At 59.9% G+C, this 25,276-nt stretch carries 24 protein-coding genes; 7 read left to right on the forward strand and 17 right to left on the reverse strand.

Annotation, left to right across the window (positions count from 1 at the left end):
* Positions 1 to 17: 17 nt before the first annotated feature.
* Positions 18 to 443, reverse strand: a complete 426-nt coding sequence (locus FBY01_RS04710; protein ID WP_010466714.1) for a DUF4399 domain-containing protein — start codon at positions 441 to 443, stop codon at positions 18 to 20.
* Between the two features lie 136 nt (positions 444 to 579).
* Between FBY01_RS04710 and FBY01_RS04715 the strand changes: the two genes are divergently transcribed.
* The gene (locus tag FBY01_RS04715) at positions 580 to 1,164 is read left to right on the forward strand and encodes a transporter substrate-binding domain-containing protein (RefSeq protein WP_145306662.1); all 585 of its coding nucleotides are present in this window, start codon (positions 580 to 582) and stop codon (positions 1,162 to 1,164) included.
* Positions 1,165 to 1,275: 111 nt separating this feature from the next.
* On the opposite strand, the gene FBY01_RS04720 is transcribed toward FBY01_RS04715, so the two are convergent.
* Together FBY01_RS04720 and FBY01_RS04725 are read right to left on the reverse strand one after the other, a co-directional pair.
* Positions 1,276 to 1,761, reverse strand: coding sequence for a DUF523 domain-containing protein (locus FBY01_RS04720; RefSeq protein WP_010466711.1), 486 nt, complete (start codon positions 1,759 to 1,761; stop codon positions 1,276 to 1,278).
* 2 nt (positions 1,762 to 1,763) lie between these two features.
* The gene (locus FBY01_RS04725) at positions 1,764 to 2,396 is read right to left on the reverse strand and encodes a 2OG-Fe(II) oxygenase (RefSeq protein WP_042932493.1); all 633 of its coding nucleotides are present in this window, start codon (positions 2,394 to 2,396) and stop codon (positions 1,764 to 1,766) included.
* A 123-nt stretch (positions 2,397 to 2,519) separates the two neighbouring features.
* Between FBY01_RS04725 and FBY01_RS04730 the strand changes: the two genes are divergently transcribed.
* Positions 2,520 to 3,272, forward strand: a complete 753-nt coding sequence (locus tag FBY01_RS04730) for a DUF2059 domain-containing protein (RefSeq protein ID WP_010466707.1) — start codon at positions 2,520 to 2,522, stop codon at positions 3,270 to 3,272.
* Positions 3,273 to 3,322: 50 nt separating this feature from the next.
* Here the strand turns inward: FBY01_RS04730 and FBY01_RS04735 are convergent, their stop codons facing one another.
* On the reverse strand, positions 3,323 to 4,270 hold the full coding sequence (locus FBY01_RS04735) for an alpha/beta hydrolase (protein ID WP_145306660.1): 948 nt from the start codon (positions 4,268 to 4,270) through the stop codon (positions 3,323 to 3,325).
* A gap of 98 nt (positions 4,271 to 4,368) precedes the next feature.
* On the opposite strand from FBY01_RS04735, the gene FBY01_RS04740 reads away from it, so the two are divergent.
* Together FBY01_RS04740 and FBY01_RS04745 are read left to right on the forward strand one after the other, a co-directional pair.
* Entirely contained in the window at positions 4,369 to 4,947 is a 579-nt protein-coding gene (locus FBY01_RS04740) for a DUF6436 domain-containing protein (RefSeq protein WP_083375517.1), read from the forward strand.
* Positions 4,948 to 5,049: 102 nt separating this feature from the next.
* Positions 5,050 to 7,461, forward strand: a complete 2,412-nt coding sequence (locus FBY01_RS04745) for a penicillin acylase family protein (protein ID WP_145306658.1) — start codon at positions 5,050 to 5,052, stop codon at positions 7,459 to 7,461.
* A 127-nt stretch (positions 7,462 to 7,588) separates the two neighbouring features.
* On the opposite strand, the gene FBY01_RS04750 is transcribed toward FBY01_RS04745, so the two are convergent.
* A complete protein-coding gene (locus tag FBY01_RS04750; protein ID WP_145306656.1) occupies positions 7,589 to 8,554 on the reverse strand; it encodes a GlxA family transcriptional regulator in 966 nt (321 codons plus the stop codon).
* Positions 8,555 to 8,890: 336 nt separating this feature from the next.
* On the opposite strand from FBY01_RS04750, the gene FBY01_RS04755 reads away from it, so the two are divergent.
* Entirely contained in the window at positions 8,891 to 9,532 is a 642-nt protein-coding gene (locus FBY01_RS04755) for an HD domain-containing protein (RefSeq protein WP_145306654.1), read from the forward strand.
* Between the two features lie 132 nt (positions 9,533 to 9,664).
* Here FBY01_RS04755 and FBY01_RS04765 read toward each other — a convergent pair whose 3' ends face one another.
* From FBY01_RS04765 to FBY01_RS04795, 7 genes are all read right to left on the reverse strand, one after another.
* Complete coding sequence (locus tag FBY01_RS04765) at positions 9,665 to 10,558, reverse strand: ABC transporter permease subunit (protein ID WP_010466694.1); 894 nt, start codon at positions 10,556 to 10,558, stop codon at positions 9,665 to 9,667.
* Positions 10,555 to 11,436, reverse strand: coding sequence for an ABC transporter permease subunit (locus FBY01_RS04770; RefSeq protein ID WP_178113220.1), 882 nt, complete (start codon positions 11,434 to 11,436; stop codon positions 10,555 to 10,557). The genes FBY01_RS04765 and FBY01_RS04770 overlap by 4 nt, the downstream gene beginning before the upstream one ends.
* Positions 11,437 to 11,471: 35 nt before the next feature.
* Positions 11,472 to 12,614, reverse strand: coding sequence for an ABC transporter ATP-binding protein (locus FBY01_RS04775; protein ID WP_145306649.1), 1,143 nt, complete (start codon positions 12,612 to 12,614; stop codon positions 11,472 to 11,474).
* Positions 12,615 to 12,687: 73 nt separating this feature from the next.
* Entirely contained in the window at positions 12,688 to 13,785 is a 1,098-nt protein-coding gene (locus FBY01_RS04780) for a polyamine ABC transporter substrate-binding protein (RefSeq protein WP_042932490.1), read from the reverse strand.
* 188 nt (positions 13,786 to 13,973) lie between these two features.
* Positions 13,974 to 15,086, reverse strand: a complete 1,113-nt coding sequence (locus FBY01_RS04785; RefSeq protein ID WP_010466686.1) for a polyamine ABC transporter substrate-binding protein — start codon at positions 15,084 to 15,086, stop codon at positions 13,974 to 13,976.
* Positions 15,087 to 15,255: 169 nt separating this feature from the next.
* Complete coding sequence (locus tag FBY01_RS04790; RefSeq protein WP_010466685.1) at positions 15,256 to 16,620, reverse strand: aspartate aminotransferase family protein; 1,365 nt, start codon at positions 16,618 to 16,620, stop codon at positions 15,256 to 15,258.
* 60 nt (positions 16,621 to 16,680) lie between these two features.
* Entirely contained in the window at positions 16,681 to 18,039 is a 1,359-nt protein-coding gene (locus FBY01_RS04795) for a glutamine synthetase family protein (protein ID WP_010466683.1), read from the reverse strand.
* Between the two features lie 696 nt (positions 18,040 to 18,735).
* On the opposite strand from FBY01_RS04795, the gene FBY01_RS04805 reads away from it, so the two are divergent.
* Both FBY01_RS04805 and FBY01_RS04810 read left to right on the forward strand, forming a co-directional pair.
* On the forward strand, positions 18,736 to 20,112 hold the full coding sequence (locus tag FBY01_RS04805; RefSeq protein WP_010466681.1) for a glutamine synthetase family protein: 1,377 nt from the start codon (positions 18,736 to 18,738) through the stop codon (positions 20,110 to 20,112).
* Positions 20,113 to 20,375: 263 nt separating this feature from the next.
* On the forward strand, positions 20,376 to 21,014 hold the full coding sequence (locus tag FBY01_RS04810; protein WP_145306647.1) for a TetR/AcrR family transcriptional regulator: 639 nt from the start codon (positions 20,376 to 20,378) through the stop codon (positions 21,012 to 21,014).
* Between the two features lie 202 nt (positions 21,015 to 21,216).
* Here the strand turns inward: FBY01_RS04810 and FBY01_RS04815 are convergent, their stop codons facing one another.
* The 5 genes from FBY01_RS04815 to FBY01_RS04835 all read right to left on the reverse strand — a co-directional run bounded on the left by FBY01_RS04815 (position 21,217) and on the right by FBY01_RS04835 (position 25,272).
* Positions 21,217 to 21,432, reverse strand: coding sequence for a molybdopterin-binding protein (locus tag FBY01_RS04815; RefSeq protein WP_003229256.1), 216 nt, complete (start codon positions 21,430 to 21,432; stop codon positions 21,217 to 21,219).
* A gap of 107 nt (positions 21,433 to 21,539) precedes the next feature.
* Positions 21,540 to 22,346, reverse strand: coding sequence for an aliphatic sulfonates ABC transporter ATP-binding protein (ssuB, locus tag FBY01_RS04820; protein WP_145306645.1), 807 nt, complete (start codon positions 22,344 to 22,346; stop codon positions 21,540 to 21,542).
* Positions 22,343 to 23,125: an aliphatic sulfonate ABC transporter permease SsuC gene (ssuC, locus tag FBY01_RS04825; protein WP_145306644.1), complete on the reverse strand. Its 783-nt coding sequence runs from the start codon at positions 23,123 to 23,125 to the stop codon at positions 22,343 to 22,345. The genes ssuB and ssuC overlap by 4 nt, the downstream gene beginning before the upstream one ends.
* Positions 23,126 to 23,132: 7 nt before the next feature.
* Positions 23,133 to 24,281, reverse strand: a complete 1,149-nt coding sequence (ssuD, locus tag FBY01_RS04830) for an FMNH2-dependent alkanesulfonate monooxygenase (protein ID WP_010466669.1) — start codon at positions 24,279 to 24,281, stop codon at positions 23,133 to 23,135.
* Positions 24,282 to 24,306: 25 nt separating this feature from the next.
* On the reverse strand, positions 24,307 to 25,272 hold the full coding sequence (locus FBY01_RS04835) for a sulfonate ABC transporter substrate-binding protein (protein ID WP_145306642.1): 966 nt from the start codon (positions 25,270 to 25,272) through the stop codon (positions 24,307 to 24,309).
* Between the last annotated feature and the right edge of the window lie 4 nt (positions 25,273 to 25,276).

The raw sequence follows: 25,276 nt of genomic DNA on the forward strand, positions 1-25,276 counted from the left end.
TTTCATGCGCTACCGTGTCATTTGACGTTGACGGTGATCTTCTTCGACACGATGGGCGGATCGAACGGCATGTGTCCGCTGTCGCCCAGCTCAAGCTGCAAGGTGTGTTTGCCCGGGGCCAGTTTGATTTCGGCCTGGGTCTGCGCCTTGCCGAAGTGCATGTGGTTAGCATCCAGCGGAATCGGTGCGCCGGCGGCCGGCAGTTTGTCGACATCGATCAGCAAGTGGTGGTGACCGGTGTTCTTGGTGACATCCCCGGCCGGTGCCAGGGCGATGTCCTTGACGCCGAATTTGACGGTGAAGGTTTCCGGGACAGTGGCGCCGTCTGCGGGAGATACGATAAACACTTCTGCACCCTTGGGCGCCGGAGTCGCAGCCGTTGCCAGCATCGAAGCACTCAGCAGCAGCCCAGCGAATGCTGCTCGTGACATAAACGTTTTCATTCTCTTCTCCAGTTTTTCCGTAAAATCCGCGTGGCCGAGACAACTTCACGGCCATTTGTTGTCGAAGGACCTCGACAACCATAGCAAAGCGAGCCTGAATCAGAGCATCGCGATAAATGTATTCAAAGGAGTGACCATGCGCTTTTTGCCTGGCCTGATCTGCCTGCTACCCCTTTTGAGCCCTTTGGCCCATGCCGAACTGATTGACGATGTAAACGATCGGGGCGAACTGCGTATTGCCCTTGAGGCTAATACACCCCCCTTCAATTTCAAGGACGAGGGCAAACTCACCGGCTTCGAAGTGGAATTGGGCCAACAGCTGGCCAAAGAACTGGACGTGCGGGCCGACTTCGTCGTGACCGATTCCAGCGACCTGTTGTCCGGCGTTGAAACCGGCAAGTACGACATCGCCATCAACCACATAGCAATGACCCCGGATCTCAAGGATCGTTTCGACTTCACCGAGCCTTACATTCAAACCAATGCGCAATTGATCGCGCAGAAAGAAGAGCCGCGTTCGATCCTGTTGGTGCAGTCGCTGACGGAAGAAAAGCCGAAAACCGCCCCGGCTGTGGATTTGGCGATTCCGTTTCAGAAGGGTAACCCGGCGTTTCACGCCAGCCTGGAAGCTGCGTTGAAGCGGATCAAGGCGGATGGTCGACTGGGGGCGCTGGAGCAGAAGTGGTTTGGGGCGGATGCGAGTGTGGCGCCCAAACCCTGATCCCGGACTGACGACCAACCCTGTAGGAGTGAGCCTGCTCGCGATAGCCGGCCTAACATTCAACATCACCGTTGACTGGTATGGCCTCATCGCGAGCAGGCTCACTCGTGGTTAGTCTTGCGCGGTCAATGCAGCGGACGCTTCGGCCAGCTCCAACTCACTGAAGACTTGCACACCATGGCGCTTGAGCAACGCCGCCGTCACCCCCTCGCCGCTGACCTTCACACCGCTGAAGCTCCCGTCATACGTCAACAAATTCCCGCACGACGGGCTGTTGGCCTTGAGCACGGCGATGCGGATGTCGTGCTTTCGCACCAACTCCAGCGCCTGGTAAGCCCCCGAGAGAAACTCGGCGCTGACGTCCTCACCCTCGGTAGTGATGACGGAGGCGTGGCCATCCAGCACTTCACCGCCCTGCCCGCCCGGAATTTCCGCTGCAGCCCTGGGTGTTGGCAAACCACCGGCAACCTCCGGGCACAACGGCACCACGCGACCTTCATCGAGCCACTGTTGAAGCTGATCGAACGGCCCGCTCGCCCCGCCGTCGTAACGCACGCGATGGCCCAGCAGGCAGCGGCTTACCAGAATCTTCTGCATGATCAGAACGGCTCGTTACCGCGGCGCCGGAACCAGCCTGTCAATGACAGGCGATCCCGGGTCGCGGGCAGGACTTCGTGAGGCACCTCGCCTGACAGAAACACCACCAGGCATCCGCCAGTGGGCACAACGTCGTGTTCGACGCCGTCCTCCAGGTACATGCGCAACTGGCCTCCGTGCTCGGGCAGCCAGCCGTCATTGAGGTAGATCACCGCCGAAACCATGCGCCGGTCGTCATCCCGAAAACGATCGACATGCTTGAGGTAAAACGCACCGGGCGGGTACAGGGCGAAATGGCTTTCGAAATCTTCCAGGCCCAGGTACAACCCGCGATTCATCGCCTCGCGCAGGCTGTCCATCAAGCTCAGGTAACTGTCGCACGCCAACGCCTGGCCGGGCTCGATCCACTGGATGTGGTCGCCGCGGATCCCCTCGCGAATCTCCGACGTCGGCCCTCGCCCCACGGCCGCCGGGGCCAATTCGCCCTCGGCTGCACGTTTACGGCACTCAGCCGCCAGTTCCCGGGTCAGACCCAGAGGCAGGAAAATATTCTGCTGCGACCAGCCGCGCTCGGCCAGGTCGTCGACGATACGTAACAGCAGCGGGTGATCAGAGGATATTTGCATGGCGCGCATAGTATTCCTGTGCCTGCAAATCCGACAGAGCCGCGCGGCGGAGGATTTGTCGGATTACTGATACGAATTCTCGACAAGTACGAAAGCCGCACGGAGAATAGTCGCCTGCTGACAGGAGTCCCTATGCGCCGTTTGTTTTTTTCATTGCTGATGCTCTGTGTGTTGCCCGCTTGGGCAGACGGCCACGACCAGTTGTACAAGGTCGCCGGTTGGCCAGATCAGCGCGCGCATTTTAACGACGCCCTCTCTGCCGCTCAGCAGCGCTACCAGAACAGCCTGCCACCGGCGGTGTTTCAAGCCTTGGTGAACAACAGCAATCAACGTTTCGCCTCCCAGGCCGTGGACCAGCGCGCCGAAGCTCAATTGCGCAAAAGCCTCGCCGATCCGCAACCTGCGCTGACCTTCTTTCAATCCCCGCTGGGCAAGAAAATCGTCGCCGCCGAATTGCTGGCGACCCGTCGCGATCAACTGGCGAAAAACGCCAAGGGTTTGCCGAAGATTCAGGCCAGTGACAGCCGTCTGCTGATCATCGGCCACCTGGCCCAGGCCCTGCCCGCTCGCGAGGCTGGTGCGGAAGTCAGCCTGGCGATCGCCGGTGTCGCGGCTGACAGCCTGAGTTCGATGATCCCGGGGTTGCTCGGTGGCGGTCAGGCGCAAGGGGTGTTGAACGGACAGCGCCAGCGTTTGATGGAACAGATTGGTGCTGATCTGAACAACACGCTGTTGTATGTGTATCGCGATCTGTCGGATGAAGAACTGGAAGAGTTCGCCACGTTTGCCGAGTCCACCGAGGGCAAGGCGTATTACCAGGCAGCGCTGGCAGCCATTCGGGCGGGGTTGGCGGTGGGGCAGGATCCGGCGAATCTCAGTCAGTAATCTTTAGCGCCTGATACACCGACTTGCCCGCGATGAGGCCCTCACTTGCGCTAAAGATTCCGACCCTTGATCCGCTTGGTCAAAAACCCGAAATACTCCTGCCGCAACCCAACCGTCTCATTCGCCAGATGATGCCGCGCCTCCGGCAGCATCAATACCTGCGGCCGATCAAACTTGGCCTTCAACACCTCAAGGTTATGCTCCCAATCCACCGTCATGTCCGACTGCCCCTGCACAATCAGCGGTCGCCGTGGACTGTTCGGTGCCGCCTCGATTCGCTTGATCCACCGCGCCAACGCACCGACCCACGCCGTTGGCAGTCGCAGCGCTTGCAACGGATCGGCTTGCAGGAACGACAGGAACTCAGGGTCGTTGGAATTCTCGCTGAAGCGCCGGGCAATGCCGTTCACGAAAGGCTTGAGCAGGTAATAACTGAGCTGCGACCAGCCCCAGGCGCGCGGCCGAACCAGCGGTGACAGCAGAATCACCTGACCCTGGGCCGGACTGTCTGCACCGTGGTTAAGTACATGATCGATCACGATCGCCCCGCCAGTACTTTGCCCGCACAGGTGCCACGGCTGTGGGAGGTCGAGCGACTGCGCCTCGGCAAGCAACCCTTCCAGGGTGTGCTGATACTCGGCGAAATCCTTGATGCTCGCCCGCTCGCCACTGGACAGGCCATGCCCCGGCAAGTCGCAGGCAATCACTGCGAAGCCCTGATCCAGCGCCCACTCGATCACATGCCGGTAGAGCCCGGTGTGGTCGTAGAAGCCATGGAACATAAACAGCGTCGCCTTCGCCTGGTCAGGCCACCAGACCTGGCTGACCACTTCATAGCCATCGACCTCGAAACGCCCCAATCCGCGGCGCAGCATTCGCCCCGGAAAATCCAGCCCGTAAAACCGCTGATAGGCCAGCGCCTCCACCGAAAGCGGCTGCCATTCGGCCAATGGCCGCAGGCTGGCGCGTAAATGATCGGGGTCGAAAGTGGCAGACATGAGCTATTTCCAGAGCGTTAAACAGACTTTATGGGCCTGCGATATTCATCTGTCGCGGCAAGCATGGCAAGCTAGCCGACCTTCGAGGATTGAAACCCATGCGCCCGGCCTACCGCACCACACTGCTTGCCAGCCTGCTCGCCCTCGTGTGTGCCGGCGTCTTGTGGGCGGCCTATGACTGGTTTCAGGGGCGCTACCTGCGCGCCTTCAGTTCACACACCGCGTTATTTTCCGGTGATCCGCTGCGCCTGCCCGCCGACCTCGCCGGCCCCGGCGCCATACGCCTGGTGCACTTCTGGGACCCGGCCTGCCCGTGCAATGTCGGCAACCAGCAACACCTGACTGAACTGGTCGATCAATACGTACCGCAGGGCGTGGAGTTTTACGCGGTCCAAAAACCCGGCAGCCACGGTCAGTTGCCCAGCACCTTGAGCCGCCTGAAAACCATCACCGTTCTCCCGGGTTCCGAACAGATCCCCGCCAGCCCGGCGGTGGCGATCTGGGACCGCAGCGGCAAACTGGCCTACTTCGGCCCGTACAGCGAAGGCCTGACCTGCAATTCGAACAACAGCTTTATCGAGCCCATCCTGCAAGCACTCAGCGAAGGTCGTGCGGTGGGCGCCACCCATACGCTGGCGGTCGGTTGCTACTGCCCTTGGCCGGAGGAAGCGAAGTAAGGCAATCCTGACTTTTCCAGGACCGTGATGCCCGGCACAGAAGGTCTGTGCTACATGTTTGCAGCCCGCACGGGCGGCAATCCCGAAGAACAAGGAGTCACCATGAAACGCGTCCTGACCGTACTTGTATTGCTGATCGTCACGCTCGTCATCGGGGTCGGCGGGTACGTGTACATCAAGCAGCCGACGCGCCAGGGCCAGGTGGAGTTGCAGCATCTTCAGGGCTCGGTGACCGTGCGTTACGACGAGCGCGGCGTGCCGCATATCCGCGCCGAAAACGAAACCGACCTCTACCGCACCCTCGGCTACGTGCAGGCTCAGGATCGGTTGTTCCAGATGGAAGCCATGCGCCGCCTCGCCCGGGGTGAGCTGGCCGAAATCCTCGGACCGAAACTGATCGACACCGACAAACTGTTCCGCAGCTTGCGTATCCGGGAGCGCGCCGAGAGTTATGTGGCCGCACTGGATCGTCAGTCACCGGCATGGAAGGCGCTGGAAGCCTATCTGGATGGCATCAACCAGTATCAGGACACTCACGCGGCGCCCATGGAGTTCGACGTGCTGGGCATCCACAAGCGCCCGTTCACCGCCGAAGACAGCATCAGCGTCGCCGGTTACATGGCGTACAGTTTTGCCGCCGCGTTTCGCACCGAACCTTTACTGACGTTTGTGCGCGACCAACTGGGTGTCGAGTACCTGAGTGTTTTCGAACTCGACTGGCAGCCCAAAGGCGTATTGGCCAAGACGCGCTCAACACCCGGCCCCGCCCTCGCTGCCGGTGACTGGAAAGACCTGAACGCCCTCGCCCGCCTGAGCGAACAGGCCTTGGCCGAGAACGGCCTGCCGCAGTTCGAAGGCAGCAACGCCTGGGTGATTGCCGGCAACCGCAGCAAAAGCGGCAAGCCGCTGCTGGCCGGTGACCCGCACATTCGCTTCTCGGTGCCGTCGGTATGGTACGAGGCGCAATTGTCGGCGCCGGGCTTCGAGCTCTACGGTCATCATCAGGCGCTGGTGCCGTTTGCCTTTCTCGGCCACAACCTGGACTTCGGCTGGAGCCTGACGATGTTCCAGAACGACGACCTCGACCTGATCGCCGAGAAGATCAACCCGGACAACCCGAACCAGGTCTGGTATCGCGGCAAATGGGTCGACATGGTCAACACCGAGCAACAGATCGCGGTGAAAGGCCAGGCGCCGGTCACCCTGAGGCTGCGCCAGTCGCCCCACGGCCCGATCATCAACGATGTGCTGGGCAGCGCCGCCGGCAAGACACCGGTGTCCATGTGGTGGGCGTTCCTTGAAACGCCGAACCCGATCCTCGAAGGTTTCTACCAGCTCAACCGCGCCGACACCCTGGCCAAGGCCCGCGCCGCAGCGGCCAAGGTTCAGGCACCGGGATTGAACATTGTCTACGCCAACGCCAAGGGCGACATCGGTTGGTGGGCCTCGGCGCTGCTGCCCAAGCGTGCGGCCGGGGTGAAGCCCGGTTTTATCCTCGACGGCAGCACCAATCAGGCGGACAAGGAGGGTTTCTACCCGTTCAGCGCCAACCCGCAGGAAGAAAATCCGGCGCGCGGCTACATCGTCTCGGCGAACTTTCAGCCCGTTTCGCCGACCGGCATGGAGATTCCCGGTTACTACAACCTCGCCGATCGCGGCCAGCAACTCAATCATCAGCTCAGCGACAAGAGCGTGAAATGGGACAACGAGGCCAACCAGAAGCTGCAACTGGGCACCACCACCGCCTACGGCCCGCGTCTGTTGGCGCCGCTGTTGCCGGTACTGCGTGAAGGGGTGAGCGATCCCGCCGAACTGAAACTGGTCGAGCAACTGGCGCAATGGAAAGGCGATTACCCGCTGGATTCCACCAGCGCCACGCTGTTCAACCAGTTCCTGTTCAACCTGGCCGACGCGACGATGCACGATGAGCTGGGGAATGATTTTTTCGAGACCCTGCTCTCGACTCGCGTGATCGACGCTGCGCTACCCCGCCTGGCCGCGACGGCCGATTCGCCGTGGTGGGACAACCGCAACACCCTCGGCAAGGAAACCCGCGCCGATACAGTGAAAGTGGCCTGGCAAGCGAGCATCGCCCACCTCAAGACCACCCTTGGCCCTGACGTCGCGCACTGGCAGTGGGGCAAGGCGCACACCCTGACCCACGATCACCCCTTGGGCGTGCAGAAGCCGCTGGACCGAATCTTCAACGTCGGCCCGTTCGCGGCGCCCGGCACCCATGAAGTGCCGAACAACCTCTCGGCCAAGATCGGCCCGGCGCCGTGGCCGGTGACGTATGGCCCATCGACGCGGCGCCTGGTGGACTTTGCCGACCCGTCCCACAGCCTGACCATCAACCCGGTCGGCCAGAGCGGCGTGCCGTTCGACAGCCACTACGAAGACCAGGCCGAAGCGTATGTCGAAGGGATTTACTACGAGGCGCACTTCAATAACGAAGAAGTCACGGCCAATACGCGCAGTACGTTGAAGCTGTTGCCGGCGCGAAGTGCTCAATAGTTTTGTATTGGCTGGACTGGCCACATCGCCAGCAGGCTGGCTCCCACAGTGATCCTGTGCACGCGGATCCATTGTGGGAGCCAGCCTGCTGGCGATGAGGCCCGCAAGAACAACGCCTGTTCATGGCTCAAACCATCGCCGCAAAATTCAACCTGAACTGCTGCGGCGTCACTCCCAATCGGCGACTGAACACCGTGCGCATGTGCTGGGCATCGCGAAACCCGCATTGATACGCCACCGTTTTGAGCGGTGAATGGGTGCTTTCAAGCAGCACCCGCGCCGCGTCCACCCTCGCCCGCTCGACGAATTCCGCCGGGGTGATTTTCGCCTCCTTGGCGAACACCCGGGAAAAGTTGCGGGCGCTCATGTTGGCCGCGTTCGCCAGATCGGCAATGGTCAGGTCGCCGGTCAGGTTGGCCAGGACGTAGAGTTGCACCAGTGCCACCGCCGACGTCGGTTCGGCGTGGGGTGTGAGGAACGGGCTGAACTGTGATTGCCCGCCCGAGCGTTGGGTGAACACCACCAGCCGCTTGGCCACGCTCAACGCCACTTCCGGTCCGTGGTCCCGGGCCAACAGGTACAACGACAAATCAATCCCCGCCGTGACGCCGGCCGAGGTGAAGAGCTCACCGTCCTGAACGTAGAGGCGATCGGCATCGACCTGAGTCGATGGGCACGCTGTCGCCAACGCCGCGGCATCATCCCAATGGGTGGTGACGGTCCGTCCTTCGAGCAATCCGGCCCGGGCCAGCATGAACGCGCCGTTGCAGATCGAACCAAATCGTATCGCCCGCGCACAGGCATCGCGCAACCAGCCATCGAAGGACGGGCCAAAATCCAGGAACGGCAATTGCGGCCCGCCGGCCACCAGCAGCAAGTCATAAGCCTCCAGCGCTTCGCTGAAATGCCGATGGGCATTGAGCGACAAACCGTTGGAGCACGCCATCATCCCGCGTTCGACGCCGATGACCTCTAACCGGTAATGGTCATGCGGTTCGAGGAAGCGATTGGCTTCGCAAAACACATCCATGGGACCGGTGACGTCCAACGACTGGACGCCAGCGAACACTACGATGGCAACGGTTTTACTCATGGTTGAACTGCCTCTACGGGTCACACTTACCTGTGGCGAGGGAGCTTGCTCGCGCTGGAATGCGCAGCACTCCCATTCCTGTCACTACTGTTTGCCTGGTGTAATTGAGTTGCAGGTTTTTGGGCCGCTTCGCAGCCCAGCGGGAGCAAGCTCCCTCGCCACAAAAGCGTATTCGCCGGTACCAAACTTAGCCAACCCGGGCGCAACAAGCGAGGTTGGCGCGATTTGCATGCTCATTGGCCGGGATCGCAGCCATGGATCGATTGTCCGGTTTTGGAGGCCGGAACAGACTTGTTCCATCAGCGCCGCCACGGCGTTCCCCACGAGGAAAGCACCATGAGCAGCATCATTGCCGGTATCAAAATCCCCGACAGCGCGTTGGCCAAGGCCACCACCGAATACATTCGCGACGCCGAGTCCGATTTGCTTTACCACCATTCGCGCCGGGTGTTTCTGTTCGGCGCCTTGAGCGGTGAGCGCAAGCAGTTGGCCTACGATCCAGAGATGCTCTACGTCGGCGCCATGTTCCATGACCTGGGCCTGGTGGACGGTCATCGCACGGACAACGAGCGCTTCGAAGTCGATAGCGCCAACGCCGCCAAAGCGTTCCTCAAGCCGTATGGGTTGTCGGATGGCGATATCGAGCAGGTGTGGCTTTCGATTGCCCTGCACACCACGCCGGGCGTACCGCAACACTTGCGGCCTAACGTGGCATTGGTCACGGCCGGTGTGGAAATGGATGTACTGGGTATCGATTACGCCGCGTTTCCCACCGTGCAGCGTGAGGAAGTGGTGCATGCGCACCCACGGGGCGAGGGGTTCAAGGAATGCATCCTGTGTGCGTTCGCCAATGGCTTCAAACACAAGCCGGATACCACGTTCGGCACGGTGAACGCAGATGTGCTGGTGGACAGCGAGCCGGGGTTCAAGCCGATGAACTTCGTCGAGATCATCCGCAAGTCTCCCTGGGTTTCCTAAAACAACTGTGGGAGCGAGCCTGCTCGCGAATGCGGTGTGTCAGTCGACATCTCCATCAACTGACACGACCTCATCGCGAGCACGCTCGCTCCCACACTGGATCGGGGTTGGCCACATAATCGTGGCCAACCTTCAAGCCGCTTCCGGCGCCTGCTGGGCGCGACGCACGTCCGGTTGTTTCCAGGAGTCGGCCGCGCTTTCTTCGATTGCCTGCTGGATCGCACGCTTGCGCGCTTCTTCGGCACGGCGGCTGAAGAACCAGACCAGGAAGGTCATCAGCGAAACCGCCAGCAGAATCAGGCTGGCCACGGCGTTGATCTCGGGTTTAACCCCAAGGCGCACCGCCGAGAACACTTCCATCGGCAGGGTCGTGGAGCCCGGGCCCGACACGAAGCTCGCCAACACCAGGTCATCCAGGGACAGGGCGAACGACATCATGCCGCCGGCACCCAGGGATGGCGCGATCATCGGGATGGTGATCAAGAAGAACACCTTCCATGGCCGCGCACCGAGGTCCATGGCCGCCTCTTCGATGGACAGGTCCAGCTCACGCAAGCGCGCCGACACCACCACCGCCACATACGCCGCACAGAACGTGGTGTGAGCGATCCAGATGGTGACGATGCCGCGTTCTTGTGGCCAACCGATCATCTGCGCCATGGCCACAAACAGCAGCAACAGCGACAGACCGGTGATCACTTCGGGCATCACCAGCGGCGCGGTGACCAGGCCACCGAACAGCGTGCGACCCTTGAAGTGGGTGATACGGGTCAGCACAAATGCCGCCAACGTACCCAGTGCCACCGCCGCCACCGCCGTGTAGCAGGCGATTTCCAGCGAGCGCACCACCGAGCCCATCAATTGAGTGTTGTCCATCAAACCGACGTACCACTTGATCGACCAGCCGCCCCACACCGTCACCAGTTTCGAGGCGTTGAACGAGTAGATCACCAGGATCAGCATCGGCGCGTAGATGAACAGCAAGCCCGCGATCAGCATGAAACTCGAGAAACGGAAGCGCTTCATTCTTTACCCTCCATTTCCTTGGCCTGACTGCGGTTGAACAGAATAATCGGCACAATCAGGATCGCCAGCATCACCACCGCCAGGGCAGACGCCACCGGCCAGTCGCGGTTGTTGAAGAATTCTTGCCAGAGCACTTTACCGATCATCAGGGTTTCCGGACCGCCCAGCAGTTCCGGGATCACAAACTCGCCCACCACCGGAATGAACACCAGCATGCAGCCGGCGACGATGCCGTTCTTCGACAGCGGAATAGTGATCTTCCAGAAGCTGTTGAACGTGCTCGAACCCAGGTCCGACGCGGCTTCCAGCAGACTGTTGTCGTGCTTCACCAGGTTGGCGTAAAGCGGCAGGATCATGAACGGCAGGTACGAATAGACAATGCCGATGTACACGGCGAGGTTGGTGTTGAGGATCTGCAGCGGTTCGTTGATCCAGCCCATGGTCATCAGGAAACCGTTGAGCAGGCCGTTGTTGCTGAGGATGCCCATCCACGCATACACGCGGATCAGGATCGCCGTCCAGGTCGGCATCATGATCAGCAGCACCAGCACCGTTTGCAGCTCTTTACGGGCACTGGCGATGGCATAGGCCATCGGGTAGCCAATCAGCAGGCAGAGGACGGTGCTGATCAGCGCCATCTTCAGCGAGCCAAGGTAAGCAGCGATGTACAACTCGTCGCCGGCCAGCATCGCGTAGTTGCTCAGGTTAAGCAGCAACTGCACCTTCTGGTCTATGTAGCTGTAGATCTCGGTGTACGGAGGAATGGCTACGTCGGCTTCAGCGAAGCTGATCTTCAGGACGATCAAGAACGGCAGCATGAAGAACAGGAACAGCCAGATGAACGGAACCCCGATGACCAGCTGGCGGCCACCGGGAATTATTCGATTGAGGCGGCGTTTGAATTTGCGCATGTTCATGAGCGAAGTACCACGCCGCTATCGTCTTCCCAGTACACGTAGACCTGGTCACCCCAGGTTGGGCGCTGGCCACGGCGCTCGGCGTTGGCGACGAACGACTGGACGATCTTGCCGCTCGGCAGCTCGACGTAGAACACCGAGTGACCGCCGAGGTAGGCGATGTCGTGCACCTTGCCGCTGGACCAGTTGTATTCGCAGGTCGGCATGGTCGGGGTCACCAGCAGTTTTTCCGGACGGATCGCGTAGGTCACGGATTTGTCCTGCACCGAGGTGCTGATGCCGTGGCCCACGTAGATCTTCCGGTCGAGGTCCTTGCAGGTGATGATCGCATGACCCTCGGCGTCATCGATCACTTCGCCGTCGAAGATGTTGACGTTGCCGATGAACTCGCAGACCAGGCGGCTGGTCGGGGTTTCGTAGATGTCGATCGGGCTGCCGATCTGAGCGATCCAGCCCAGGTGCATGATCGCAATGCGCTCGGCCATGGTCATGGCCTCTTCCTGATCGTGGGTCACCATGACGCAGGTCACGCCGACGCGCTCGATGATCTCGACCAGTTCCAGCTGCATTTGCGAACGTAGCTTCTTGTCCAGCGCACCCATCGGCTCGTCGAGCAGCAACAGCTTCGGCCGCTTGGCCAACGAGCGCGCCAGGGCCACACGCTGACGCTGACCACCGGACAACTGATGCGGCTTGCGTTTGGCGTACTGGGTCATCTGAACCAGCTTGAGCATGTCTGCGACACGGGCATCGACTTCAGAGGAGGGCAGCTTGTCCTGTTTGAGGCCGAAGGCGATGTTCTGCGCCACGGTCATGTGCGGGAACAACGCGTAGGACTGGAACATCATGTTGATCGGCCGCTCGTATGGCGGCATGTCAGTGATGTCTACACCATCGAGGTAAATGCGCCCCTCCGTGGGCCGTTCGAAGCCTGCGAGCATACGCAGCAACGTGGATTTGCCCGATCCAGAACCGCCGAGCAAGGCGAAAATCTCGCCTTTCTTGATTTCCAGGGACACATCGTCCACGGCAATCGTCTCGTCGAACTTCTTCGTGACCCGGTCGATTTTGACCAGCACCTGTTTAGGTGTCTGGTCGCCCTCGAGGGCTTTCTTATAGGCGCCGGAGGCAACTGCCATTTACGAAACTCCCAGAAAAAAAGAGTGCAGTTCGCTCAAGGTGAGCCAACCTTGGATAGTTTGAGCCTTGTCGCTATTTACCCGACTTGACCTTGGTCCAGCTGCGGGTCATCAAACGTTGAATGTTTGGTGGTAACTCGACGGACACATAGGTCTTGTCGAGAACGGCTTGCGGTGGATAGACCGACTCGTCGGTGCGGATGGACTGTTCCATCAACTTGTCCGAGCCAGGGTTGGGGTTCGCATAGCCAACAGAATCACTGACCTGTGCGATCACCTCGGGTTTCAACAAATAGTTGATGAAGGCGTGGGCTTCTTTGACGTTGGCCGCATCCTTGGGGATTGCCAGCATGTCGAACCAGAGTGCGCCGCCCTCTTTCGGAATCGAGTAGGCGATGTTCATGCCCTTGCCGGCTTCTTCCGCGCGGGCCTTGGCCTGGAACATGTCACCGGAGAAACCGATGGCGATGCAGATGTCGCCGTTGGCGAGGTCCGCGATGTATTTGGAGGAGTGGAAGTACGTCACGTAAGGGCGCACCGCCAGCAACTTGGCTTCGGCCTTTTTGTAGTCTTCGGGGTTGGTGCTGTTAGCGTTGAGGCCCATGTAGTTGAGGACGGTGGGCATCATTTCATCGGCGGAATCGAGGAACGCGACGCCGCAAGCGTGCAGCTTCTTGATGTTCTGCGGTTCGAATACCGCGCTCCAGGAGTCGATCTTGTCGACGCCCAGTACCGCCTTGATCTTGTCGACGTTGTAACCGATGCCGTTGGTGCCCCACAGGTAAGGCACGGCGTACAAGTTGCCCGGATCGTTTTGCTCAAGACGCTTGAGCAGTACCGGATCGAGGTTGGCATAGTTAGGCAGCTTCGACTTGTCGAGCTTCTGGAAGGCGCCCGCCTTGATCTGTTTGCCCAGGAAGTGGTTGGACGGTACGACCACGTCGTAACCGGTGCGCCCTGCCAACAACTTGCCTTCCAGGGTTTCGTTGGAGTCGAAGACGTCATAAACCGGTTTGATGCCGGTCTCTTTCTGGAAGTCGGCCAGCGTCGTCGGGCCGATGTAGTCCGACCAGTTATAAATATGCACAGTGCCGGCGGCCTGGACACTGACAGCGAGTGTCAGCCCGGCGCCGACCAGCATGGCATTGCGCAACAAAGAAAAAATAGGCAAGTGGAGGTCCTCTAAAATTAGTTGGGCCCAAGTTGCCCCGCGTTACATGACAGGCATGGCTGCCCAGCAACAAAACCGGCGCGCAACTTACCCTCGAAAAACCGTTCCAGCAAAACTTTCTGTCATTTAATTACACCTGTTGCCGTCACCGCGCAGGCGACGGCAACAGGTTGTTGCCTCAAAACGGCTTATTTACCCGATTTGATCTTGGTCCAGCTGCGCGTCATGATCCGCTGGGTCGCGGCCGGCAAGTCGGCAATCGCGTACAACTTGGCCAGCACTTCTGCCGGCGGGTAGATGCCCGGGTCGGCGGTGATTTCTTTATCAACCAAGGCAGTGGCGGCCGCGTTACCGTTCGGGAAGCGCACGGCGTTGGTGATTTCAGCCATGATTTCCGGCTTCTGCAGGAAGGTCATGAACTTGTAGGCGCCTTCGACGTTTTCGGCATCTTTAGGGATGGCGACCATGTCGTAGAAGCTGCCGGCACCTTCTTTCGGAATGTTGTAGCTGACTTTCACCTTGTCACCGGCTTCAGCCGCGCGGGACTTGGCCTGGTAGATGTCACCCGAGTAACCCACAGCCACGCAGATGTTGCCGTTGGCCAGGTCGGAGATGTACTTGGACGAGTGGAAGTAGCCCACCGAAGGACGAATCTTCAGGAACAGCGCTTCGGCTTCGGCCAGTTGTTTTTTGTCCTGGCTGTCGGTTGGATAGCCCAGGTAGTGCAACGCCACCGGAATCATCTCGGTTGGCGAATCGAGGAAACTGATACCGCACGACTTCAACTTCGCGGCGTTTTCAGGTTTGAACAACAGGTCCCAGGAATTGGTTGGTGCATCGGCACCCAGTGCAGCCTTGACCTTCTCGGCGTTGAAGCCAATGCCGATCGAACCCCACATGTACGGGAACGCGTGTTCGTTGCCCGGGTCGCTCACCGACACAGCCTTGAGCAGGTCAGTGTTCAGGTTTTTCCAGTTAGGCAGCTTGGACTTGTCCAGCTTCTGGTAAACGCCGGCCTTGATCTGCTTGGCCAGGAAGTTGTTCGACGGTACGACAATGTCGTAACCGGACTTGCCTGCCAGCAACTTGGCTTCCAGGGTTTCGTTACTGTCGAATACGTCGTAGACAACCTTGATGCCGGACTCGGTTTCGAACTTCTTGATGGTGTCCGGCGCGATGTAGTCGGACCAGTTATAGACGTGCAACACCTTGTCGTCCGCCTGAACCGCACCCGCCATTATGCCCATCAGGGACATGGCGAGAAGTGTCTTGCCAGCAAGCTTTTTTCCTAATGCCTTCATGCGTAATGCTCCAAATTTTTTCTTTTTTGAACCACTTTGTTCAGCGGCCGAACCCGGACAACTGGAACCGCGGCTAGTCTGGCAAGATCCGAGGCGGTCTTTCAAGGAAAGGCCTCCCTTAGAACTGCTCTGAGCGAAAGTTTCATGACTCCCGCCCAGAGCCTAGCACTTAGCCCTGCAACGCACTCAGGGTCAGGTCCAGGCACTTGCGTGCCTTGGTTACCAGCTCATCGATTTCAGCCTTGGTAATCACCAGCGGCGGAGCAATGATCATGGTGTCCCCCACGGCGCGCATGATCAGGCCGTTGTCGAAGCAGAACTGGCGGCAGATCATGCCGACGCCCTTGCCTTCGTAACGCTTGCGAGTGGCCTTGTCCTGCACCAGCTCGATTGCCCCCAGCAGACCGACCCCACGCACTTCCCCCACCAACGGGTGATCGTTCAGTTCCCGTAGACGCTTTTGCAAATAGGGTGCCGTTTCGGCATGAACGCGTTCGATAATTTTTTCTTCGCGCAGGATGCGGATGTTTTCCAGTGCCACCGCCGCGGCCACCGGGTGTCCGGAATAAGTGAAACCGTGGTTGAAATCGCCACCTTCGTTGAGCACGGCGACCACTTCGTCACGCACGATCAGGCCACCCATCGGAATGTAGCCGGAGGTCAGGCCCTTGGCGATGGTCATCATGTCGGGCTTGAGGTCGTAGAAATCGGTACCGAACCACTCACCGGTGCGGCCGAAACCACAGATCACTTCGTCCGCCACGAACAGGATGTCGTACTTGGCGAGGATTTCCTTGATACGCGGCCAGTAGGTGTCTGGCGGAATGATCACGCCGCCAGCGCCCTGGATCGGCTCGGCAATAAAGGCGCCGACATTGTCCACGCCGAGTTCCAGAATCTTTTCTTCCAGCTGATTGGCCGCCCACACACCGAACTCTTCCGGTGTCATGTCGCCTCCTTCGCCGAACCAGTACGGCTGGGCGATGTGGACGATGCCCGGGATCGGCAAGTCGCCTTGTTCGTGCATGTAGGTCATGCCGCCCAGGCTCGCGCCGGCCACGGTGGAACCGTGATAGCCATTCTTGCGGCTGATGATGACTTTCTTCTTCGGCTGGCCCTTGATCGCCCAATAGTGGCGGACCATCCGCAGCATGGTGTCGTTGCCTTCGGACCCGGAACCGGTGAAGAACACGTGGTTCATGCCTTCCGGTGCGATGTCGGCGATGGCCTTGGCCAGTTCCAGCACCGGCGGGTGGGCCGTCTGGAAGAACAGGTTGTAATAAGGCAGTTCGCGCATCTGTTTGCTGGCGGCATCGGCCAGTTCATCGCGACCGTAGCCAATCGCAACGCACCACAGGCCGGCCATGCCGTCGAGGATCTTGTTGCCTTCGCTGTCCCAGAGGTAAACGCCTTTGGCGCTGGTGATGATCCGCGGGCCTTTCTCTTTCAGCTGCTTGAAGTCGCTGAACGGGGCCAGGTGGTGATCGTTGCTCAGGGTTTGCCATTCACGGGTTTGCGGATTGTTGCTAGTCATACCAATCTCCAAAAAAAAATCAGGTGAAAGCGCCGCCCGACAACGACGGCGCCCGGCGTATCAGACGGCGAAGAGCAGGAATTCCCGCTCCCATGAGCTGATCACGCGCTTGAAGTTTTCATGCTCGGCCCGCTTGACCGCGACGTAGCCAGTGATGAATTTCTTGCCCAGGTATTTCTCGATAGTCGCGCTGTTTTCCATGCGTTCCAGCGCGTCTTCGATGGTCAGTGGCAGGCGCAGGTTGCGGCGTTCATAGCCACGACCCACCACCGGCGCACTCGGGTTCAAGCCTTCGACCATGCCGATGTAGCCGCAGAGCAGGCTCGCGGCAATCGCCAGGTACGGGTTGGCGTCGGCGCCCGGCAGGCGGTTTTCCACCCGACGGTTTTGCGGCCCGGCATCCGGAACCCGCAGGCCCACGGTACGGTTCTCTTCGCCCCACTCCACGTTCACCGGTGCCGAGGTGTCCGGCAGGAAGCGGCGGAACGAATTGACGTTGGGTGCGAACAGCGGCAACAGCTCGGGGATCAGCTTCTGCAAGCCACCGATGTGGTGCAGGAACAGCTGACTCATGGTCCCGTCTTCATTAGAGAAGACGTTCTTGCCGGTTTCGAGGTCGATGATGCTTTGGTGCAAGTGCATGGCACTGCCGGGCTCGCCGGTCATGGGTTTGGCCATGAAGGTGGCCGCCACGTCGTGCTTGAGCGCGGCTTCGCGCATGGTGCGTTTGAACACCAGGATCTGGTCGGCCAGGGACAGGGCATCGCCGTGACGGAAATTGATTTCCATCTGCGCCGTGCCGTCCTCGTGGATCAGCGTGTCGAGGTCCAGCTCCTGCAATTCGCACCAGTCGTAGACGTCCTCGAACAGCGGATCGAATTCGTTCGCGGCTTCAATGGAGAACGACTGACGACCGATTTCCGGGCGCCCGGAACGGCCGATAGGCGGTTGCAACGGGTAGTCCGGATCGTCACTGCGCTTGGTCAGGTAAAACTCCATTTCTGGCGCAACGATCGGCTGCCAGCCCTTCTCGGAATAGAGTTTGAGCACTTTCTTGAGTACGTTACGAGGCGACAGCTCAATCGGGTTGCCTTGCTTGTCATAGGTGTCATGGATCACCTGCGCGGTGGGCTCGACGGCCCAAGGCACCAGGAACACCGCATTCTGATCGGGGCGGCAGATCATGTCGATGTCGGCCGGGTCGAGCAGTTCGTAATAGATGTCGTCTTCGACATAGTCGCCCGTCACGGTCTGCAGCAGAACGCTCTCGGGCAGGCGCATGCCTTTTTCAGCAATGAACTTGTTGGTCGGCGAAATCTTGCCCCGGGTGATCCCGGTCAAGTCGGCGATCATGCATTCGACTTCTGTGATCTTGTGGTCTTTCAACCAATCGGTGAGCTGGTCGAGGTTGTTACTCATAAATGCCTCTTAGGCTGAGTTTCCTGACTCTTATAAGTCAGGCGTTGTTTGACGCACGGGCGTCGCGTGATACAGATTGCCACTGCAATAGCCGCGCACAAGTACCCACACGGGTAATGGCGTGGGTCAGTGAGAGCGTAGTGGAGCGTGCAGAATCATGAGCAGAAGCCGACGCGTTGGTCGGGCTGCCAGGACGAAACGGAACTATATTGGATAGAGAGGCAGTCAAGAGAATGTCGTGCAGACCGTCCAGAATATCGGACGGTGCCAGCAGGTTCGCCGGGGAAGTAAGAGTCGACGGCACGCCTTGGGCAACGCTTGCCTTGGCGTGGACGCTACGATCGCCACTGATGTGATAAGCATACAGACCGATCTGCCTTGAGCAGATGGCGACGCCGATTAACGGCAGGCGAGACATGAAGCACCCCGGTATTATTGCTGTTATGGGTTTGAATCGAGCTTAGCCTTGTTCATTTTTTTACACAACACCCCCGTAAAAAATACAACACGGCCCGCTCAAGCTCGCGGGCGCTAAAGCGCTCAAAGGCATAAAAACGCCCCAAACTGCCTCAAAAAAGCCCTACGAGCGCTTTTTTAGGGCAAAAAAGGCCTCGCTTGACTTCGGCATGCCGTTCGGGTTGACTGAAACCCGAAGAGATCAATGATTGATATTTTTAACAACAAAGGTGTTGCATCATGTCGGTACCCCCGCGTGCCGTTCAGCTTAACGAAGCGAACGCGTTCCTTAAGGAACATCCTGAGGTTCTGTACGTTGACCTTCTGATTGCGGATATGAATGGTGTGGTGCGCGGCAAGCGCATTGAACGCACCAGTCTCCACAAGGTTTACGAGAAAGGCATCAACCTGCCGGCCTCTCTATTTGCTCTGGATATCAATGGCTCGACGGTGGAAAGCACCGGCCTGGGCCTGGACATCGGTGATGCTGACCGAATCTGCTATCCAATCCCCGACACCCTGTGCAATGAACCTTGGCAGAAGCGCCCTACTGCGCAACTGTTAATGACCATGCACGAACTCGAAGGTGAACCTTTCTTCGCGGATCCCCGTGAAGTCTTGCGTCAAGTTGTTACCAAGTTTGACGAGATGGGTTTGACCATCTGCGCCGCCTTCGAACTTGAGTTCTACCTGATCGACCAGGAGAACGTGAACGGTCGTCCACAACCTCCGCGCTCGCCGATTTCCGGCAAACGCCCGCATTCGACCCAGGTTTACCTGATCGACGACCTCGACGAATACGTCGACTGCCTCCAGGACATTCTGGAAGGTGCGAAAGAGCAAGGCATCCCTGCCGACGCGATCGTCAAGGAAAGTGCTCCGGCGCAGTTCGAAGTGAACCTGCACCACGTGGCTGACCCGATCAAGGCCTGCGACTATGCGGTCCTGCTCAAGCGTCTGATCAAGAACATCGCCTACGACCATGAGATGGACACCACCTTCATGGCCAAGCCTTATCCAGGCCAGGCGGGTAACGGTCTGCACGTCCACATCTCGATTCTTGATAAAGATGGCAAAAACATTTTTGCCAGCGAGGATCCCGAGCAGAACGCCGCACTGCGTCACGCGATCGGCGGTGTGCTCGAGACCCTACCGGCGCAGATGGCTTTCCTCTGCCCGAACGTCAACTCCTACCGTCGTTTCGGCGCACAGTTCTACGTGCCGAACTCGCCGTGCTGGGGCCTGGACAACCGTACTGTGGCGATCCGCGTACCGACCGGTTCCTCCGATGCCGTGCGCATCGAACACCGTGTGGCCGGTGCCGACGCCAACCCGTATCTGTTGATGGCTTCGGTCCTGGCAGGCGTGCATCACGGCCTGACCAACAAGATCGAGCCGGGCGCCCCCGTGGAAGGCAACTCCTACGAGCAGAACGAGCAGAGCCTGCCGAACAACCTGCGCGATGCATTGCGCGAGCTGGACGACAGCGAAGTCATGGCCAAGTACATCGATCCGAAATACATCGATATCTTCGTCGCGTGCAAAGAGAGCGAGCTGGAGGAGTTTGAACACTCCATCTCCGACCTTGAGTACAACTGGTACCTGCATACCGTGTAAGCGGTTACAGTAAAAACAACGCCGCCGGCTATTGAAGCCTGCGGCGTTTTTTTATGGCCAACATCAAACCTGTGGCGAGGGAGCTTGCTCCCGCTGGGTTGCGAAGCGGCCCCAAAACAGTCAATGAGGTGTGTCTGACAGAACCGTATCGCTGTTACAGGGAGTCCTTCGGCCTCCAACGGGAGCAAGCTCCCTCGCCACAGGGGATATGGAACATGTGCCCGCTCTGCGTACAATGCCCGCTGCCCCGCAGGAGGACTCCAATGACGCGCACCGCCACCGTTCGCAAACCCCGCGCCCGCAGCCAGGCCCGGATCGATTCGATACTCGATGCCGCCCGCACGCTGCTGGCAGCCGAAGGCGTGGCCAGTCTGTCGATCTACAGCGTCGCCGAACGCGCGGAGATCCCGCCCTCCTCCGTCTACCATTTCTTCGCCAGCGTCCCGGCGCTGCTTGAAGCCTTGACGGCTGACGTCCACGCCGCCTTCCGCGCCTGCCTGCAAGCGCCCATCGACCACGAAGCCCTCAACGGCTGGCGCGACCTGTCGCGAATCGTCGAGCAGCGCATGCTCGACATCTACGACGAAGACGCTGCCGCCCGGCAACTGATCCTCGCCCAGCACGGACTCACCGAAGTCACCCAGGCCGACCGTCAGCACGACATCGAACTCGGCGACCTGATGCACAAGCTGTTCGATCATCACTTCGAGTTGCCGAGATTGCCGACCGATGTTGATGTGTTTGCCCTGGCGATGGAGCTCGGCGACCGCGTCTACGCCCGTTCAGTGCAGCAGCATGGGCAGATCACGCCGCGCATGGCAGAGGAAGGGATGCGGGTGTTTGATGCGTACCTGGGGCTTTATCTGCCGCCGTACCTGCCGAAGCGCCCTATTTACGCCTGATTTCTGCGGTGCCTGCGATGGCTTCTTCGCGAGCAGGCTCGCTCCCACATTGGATCTTCAGCGGGTATAGCGTCTGTGTACTGCACAACTCCCTGTGGGAGCGAGCCTGCTCGCGAAGGCCGCACCGCGAAACTCACTGATTCAAACACATAAAAAACCCCGAAGGGTTCACACCCTCCGGGGTTGTCCGCACGGCACGCCCTTACAACTTGGCGATCGACACCTCGGTGGATTTCACAAACGCGATCACTTCACTGCCGACCACCAGTTCCAGCTCCTTCACTGAACGCGTGGTGATCACCGAAGTGACGATGCCGGAAGCGGTCTGTACGTCGATTTCCGACAGCACGTCGCCCAATACGATTTCCTTGATCGAGCCTTTGAACTGGTTGCGAACGTTGATGGCTTTGATAGTCATACGATTTCTCCTGAGGTCGAAATGAGCTGCAGGTGGCAAGCTACAAGTGGCAAGTAAAAGCGCCCTGCTTCTTCTTGCAGCTTGAAGCTTGCAACTCGCCGCTGCGTCTATTGCGCCCAGCGCAATTGCGTGGGCAAGGGTGAAACAGGTTCCGGTTCCGGCGGTTGGCCGGGCAGCGCCAGCACGCGATTGAGCACTTCGGTTTCCAGCGCCGCCAGCCGATGGGAGCCGCGCACGCGTGGGCGGGGCAATTCAACGGGCAGGTCGAGGCCGACTTCGCCCTCTTCGATCAGGATCACCCGATCGGCAATCGCCACGGCTTCGCTGACGTCGTGGGTTACCAGCAACACGGTGAAGCCGTGCGTCTGCCAGAGCCGTTCGATCAACTGCTGCATTTCAATTCGGGTCAGGGCGTCCAGCGCACCCAGGGGTTCGTCGAGCAACAGCAAGCGCGGTTGATGGATCAGCGCGCGGGCCAGGGCCACCCGTTGTTTCTGGCCACCGGACAATGCGGCGGGCCATTCATTGGCGCGATCCGCCAGGCCGACCGATTCCAAGGCTTCCAGTGCTTGTGGCCGCCAGTTGCCCTTGAGCCCGAGGCCGACGTTGTCGATAACCTTTTTCCACGGCAGCAGACGCGCTTCCTGGAACATCAATCGGGTGTCTTCCCGGGCATCGTTCAGCGGCGCGGAGCCGGCGAGCAATTCACCCCCGGTGGGTTTGTCGAGACCGGCGAGCAACCGTAGCAAGGTACTTTTGCCACAACCGCTACGACCCACCACGGCAACGAACTGACCGGCCGGAATGTGCAGGTCAATCTCACGCAAAACCTGCCGAGAACCAAAGGCCTTTTGCAGCTTACGCACCACCAGCGGGATTCCGCGCTGCAACCGTGGAGGTTGTTGAGCCGTCATGCCGCACCTCCTTTAACAACTTGATAGGCTGGGTGCCAGCGCAACCACACGCGCTCAAGCCCGCGGGCCGCGAGGTCGGCGAGTTTGCCGAGCACGGCGTACAGAAGAATCGCCAGCACCACCACGTCGGTCTGCAAAAACTCCCGGGCATTCATCGCCAGGTAGCCAATGCCGGCGCTCGCGGAAATGGTTTCCGCGACGATCAGCGTCAACCACATGAAGCCCAGCGCGAAGCGCACACCCACCAGAATCGAAGGCAGCGCCCCCGGCAGAATCACCTGGCGAAACAGGCTGAAACCGGACAAGCCATAACTACGCGACATTTCCACCAACGCCGGATCGACGTTGCGGATACCGTGATAGGTGTTGAGGTAAATCGGGAACAACGTGCCCAACGCCACCAGGAAAATCTTCGCCGACTCGTCGATGCCGAACCACAGAATCACCAACGGAATCAGCGCCAAGTGCGGCACGTTGCGGATCATCTGCACCGAACTGTCGAGCAGGCGTTCGCCCCACTTCGACAGACCGGTGATGAAACCCAAGGCCAGGCCGATGCCGCCGCCAATGGTGAAGCCCAGCGCAGCACGCCAGCCGCTGATCGCCAGGTGCGTCCAGATTTCGCCGCTGCGCACCAGGCTCACGCCGGCCTCGATGACCGCGATCGGCGCTGGCAGAATCCGCGTCGACAACCAGCCCGCCGACACTGACAACTGCCACACCGCGAGCAGCAACACCGGCAACGCCCAGGGTGCGAGGTTGTGGATAAGTCTCTTCATGCGCGCCTCAGCTCTGGGACGCGGCTTTGGGAAGAATGTCGTTGGCGACCATCTCACCGAACGGGCTGACGTAATTGGCGCCTTGGGGCAGCTCCGGACGTTCGATGTCGAGGTGCGGGAACAGCAATTCCGCAACCCGGTACGACTCTTCCAGATGTGGATAACCGGAGAAGATAAAGGTATCGATGCCCAGGTCCGCGTATTCCTTCACGCGGGCAGCCACGGTCGGACCATCGCCCACCAACGCCGTACCGGCGCCGCCACGTACCAGGCCGACACCGGCCCACAGGTTGGGGCTGACTTCCAGGTTGTCGCGGCTGCCGCCATGCAGCGCGGCCATGCGTTGCTGGCCGACCGAATCGAACCGGGCCAGAGAAGCCTGGGCTCGGGCGATGGTTTCATCGTCGAGATGGGAGATCAGCCGATCCGCCGCTTGCCAGGCTTCGGCATTGGTTTCTCGGACGATCACGTGCAAGCGAATGCCGAAACGCACGGTGCGACCCAGCTTCGCGGCTTTGGCTCGCACTTGTTCAATCTTCTCGGCGACGGCGGCCGGTGGCTCGCCCCAGGTCAGGACCATTTCCACCTGCTCGGCCGCGAGGTCTTGCGCCGCTTCCGACGAACCGCCGAAGTACAGCGGCGGACGCGGTTGCTGGATCGGTGGATAGAGCAACTTGGCGCCTTTCACGCTGATGTGCTGACCGTCGTAATCAACGGTTTCGCCTTCCAGTACGCGACGCCAGATGCGGGTGAATTCCACCGAGGCTTGATAGCGCTCTTCGTGAGTCAGGAACAAACCGTCGCCGGCCAATTCTTCCGGATCACCGCCGGTGACCAGGTTGAACAACGCACGGCCGCCGGACAGGCGATCCAGGGTCGCCGCCTGACGCGCGGCCACCGTCGGGGAAATGATCCCGGGGCGCAGCGCGACAAGGAATTTCAAACGCTGAGTCACTGGAATCAGCGACGCCGCCACCAGCCACGAGTCTTCGCAGGAGCGACCGGTGGGAATCAACACCCCGCCGAAGCCCAGGCGATCCGCCGCCTGGGCGATTTGTTGCAGGTAACCGTGGTCGACGGCGCGGGCGCCTTCGGCGGTGCCAAGGTAATGGCCATCGCCGTGGGTAGGCAGGAACCAGAAAATATTGAGGCTCATGGAGTGGTCTCCTTGGGGAATCGAATTACTGCGTTTTGGCAACGGCTGCCGGTGGCGTCCAGATCACGTCTTTGATGCTCAACGGTTTCGGGATCAGCTTGAGCTGGTAGAAGCTGTCGGCGATTTTCTGTTGGGCGGCGACCACTTCAGGCGTGAGGAACAACGCGCCGTAACCCTGACGTTTCATCGAGGTCAGGGTGATGTCCGCCGGCAAGCCGAGCAGTGGCGAAACCTGTTGGGTCACCTCGACTGGATTGGCCTTGGACCACTCGCCGACGGCGCGCACTTCTTCCACGAGGGTCTTGATCACCTCAGGGTTTTTCTGTGCGTAAGGCCTGGTCGCCAGATAGAACTGGTGGTTGTCGACGATGCCCTGGCCATCGCGCAGGGTGCGCGCTTGCAGTTGCTGTTCGGCGGCAGCCTGGTACGGGTCCCAGATCACCCACGCATCGACGCTGCCACGCTCGAACGCAGCGCGGGCATCGGCCGGCGGCAGGAATACGGTCTGGATGTCGGTGTATTTGAGGCCGGCGTCTTCCAGTGCGCGGACCAGCAAGTAGTGGACGTTGGAGCCTTTGTTCAGGACGACTTTCTTGCCCTTGAGGTCCTGCACCGATTTGATCGGTGAATCCTTCGGCACCAGGATCGCTTCGCTGTGTGGCGCTGGCGGTTCGTAGGCGACGTAGAGCAGATCGGCGCCGGCGGCTTGAGCAAAGACTGGTGGGGTTTCGCCGGTGACGCCGAAGTCGATCGAGCCGACGTTCAGGCCTTCAAGCAATTGCGGGCCGCCGGGGAATTCAGTCCATTGCACGTCCACGCCTTGGGCGGCGAGGCGTTTTTCCAACGTGCCTTTGGCTTTGAGCAGCACCAGGGTGCCGTACTTTTGATAACCGATTCGCAACGTCTCGGCTTGAGCTTGAGTAATGGCGCCGAAGGTGACAGCCGCTGCAAACAGAGCGACCAGACCACGACGCAAAATGACAGTGCGCATGGCG

Origin of the sequence: Pseudomonas sp. SJZ077 (assembly GCF_007993905.1) — a bacterium.
Taxonomy (GTDB): Bacteria; Pseudomonadota; Gammaproteobacteria; order Pseudomonadales; family Pseudomonadaceae; genus Aquipseudomonas; species Aquipseudomonas mandelii.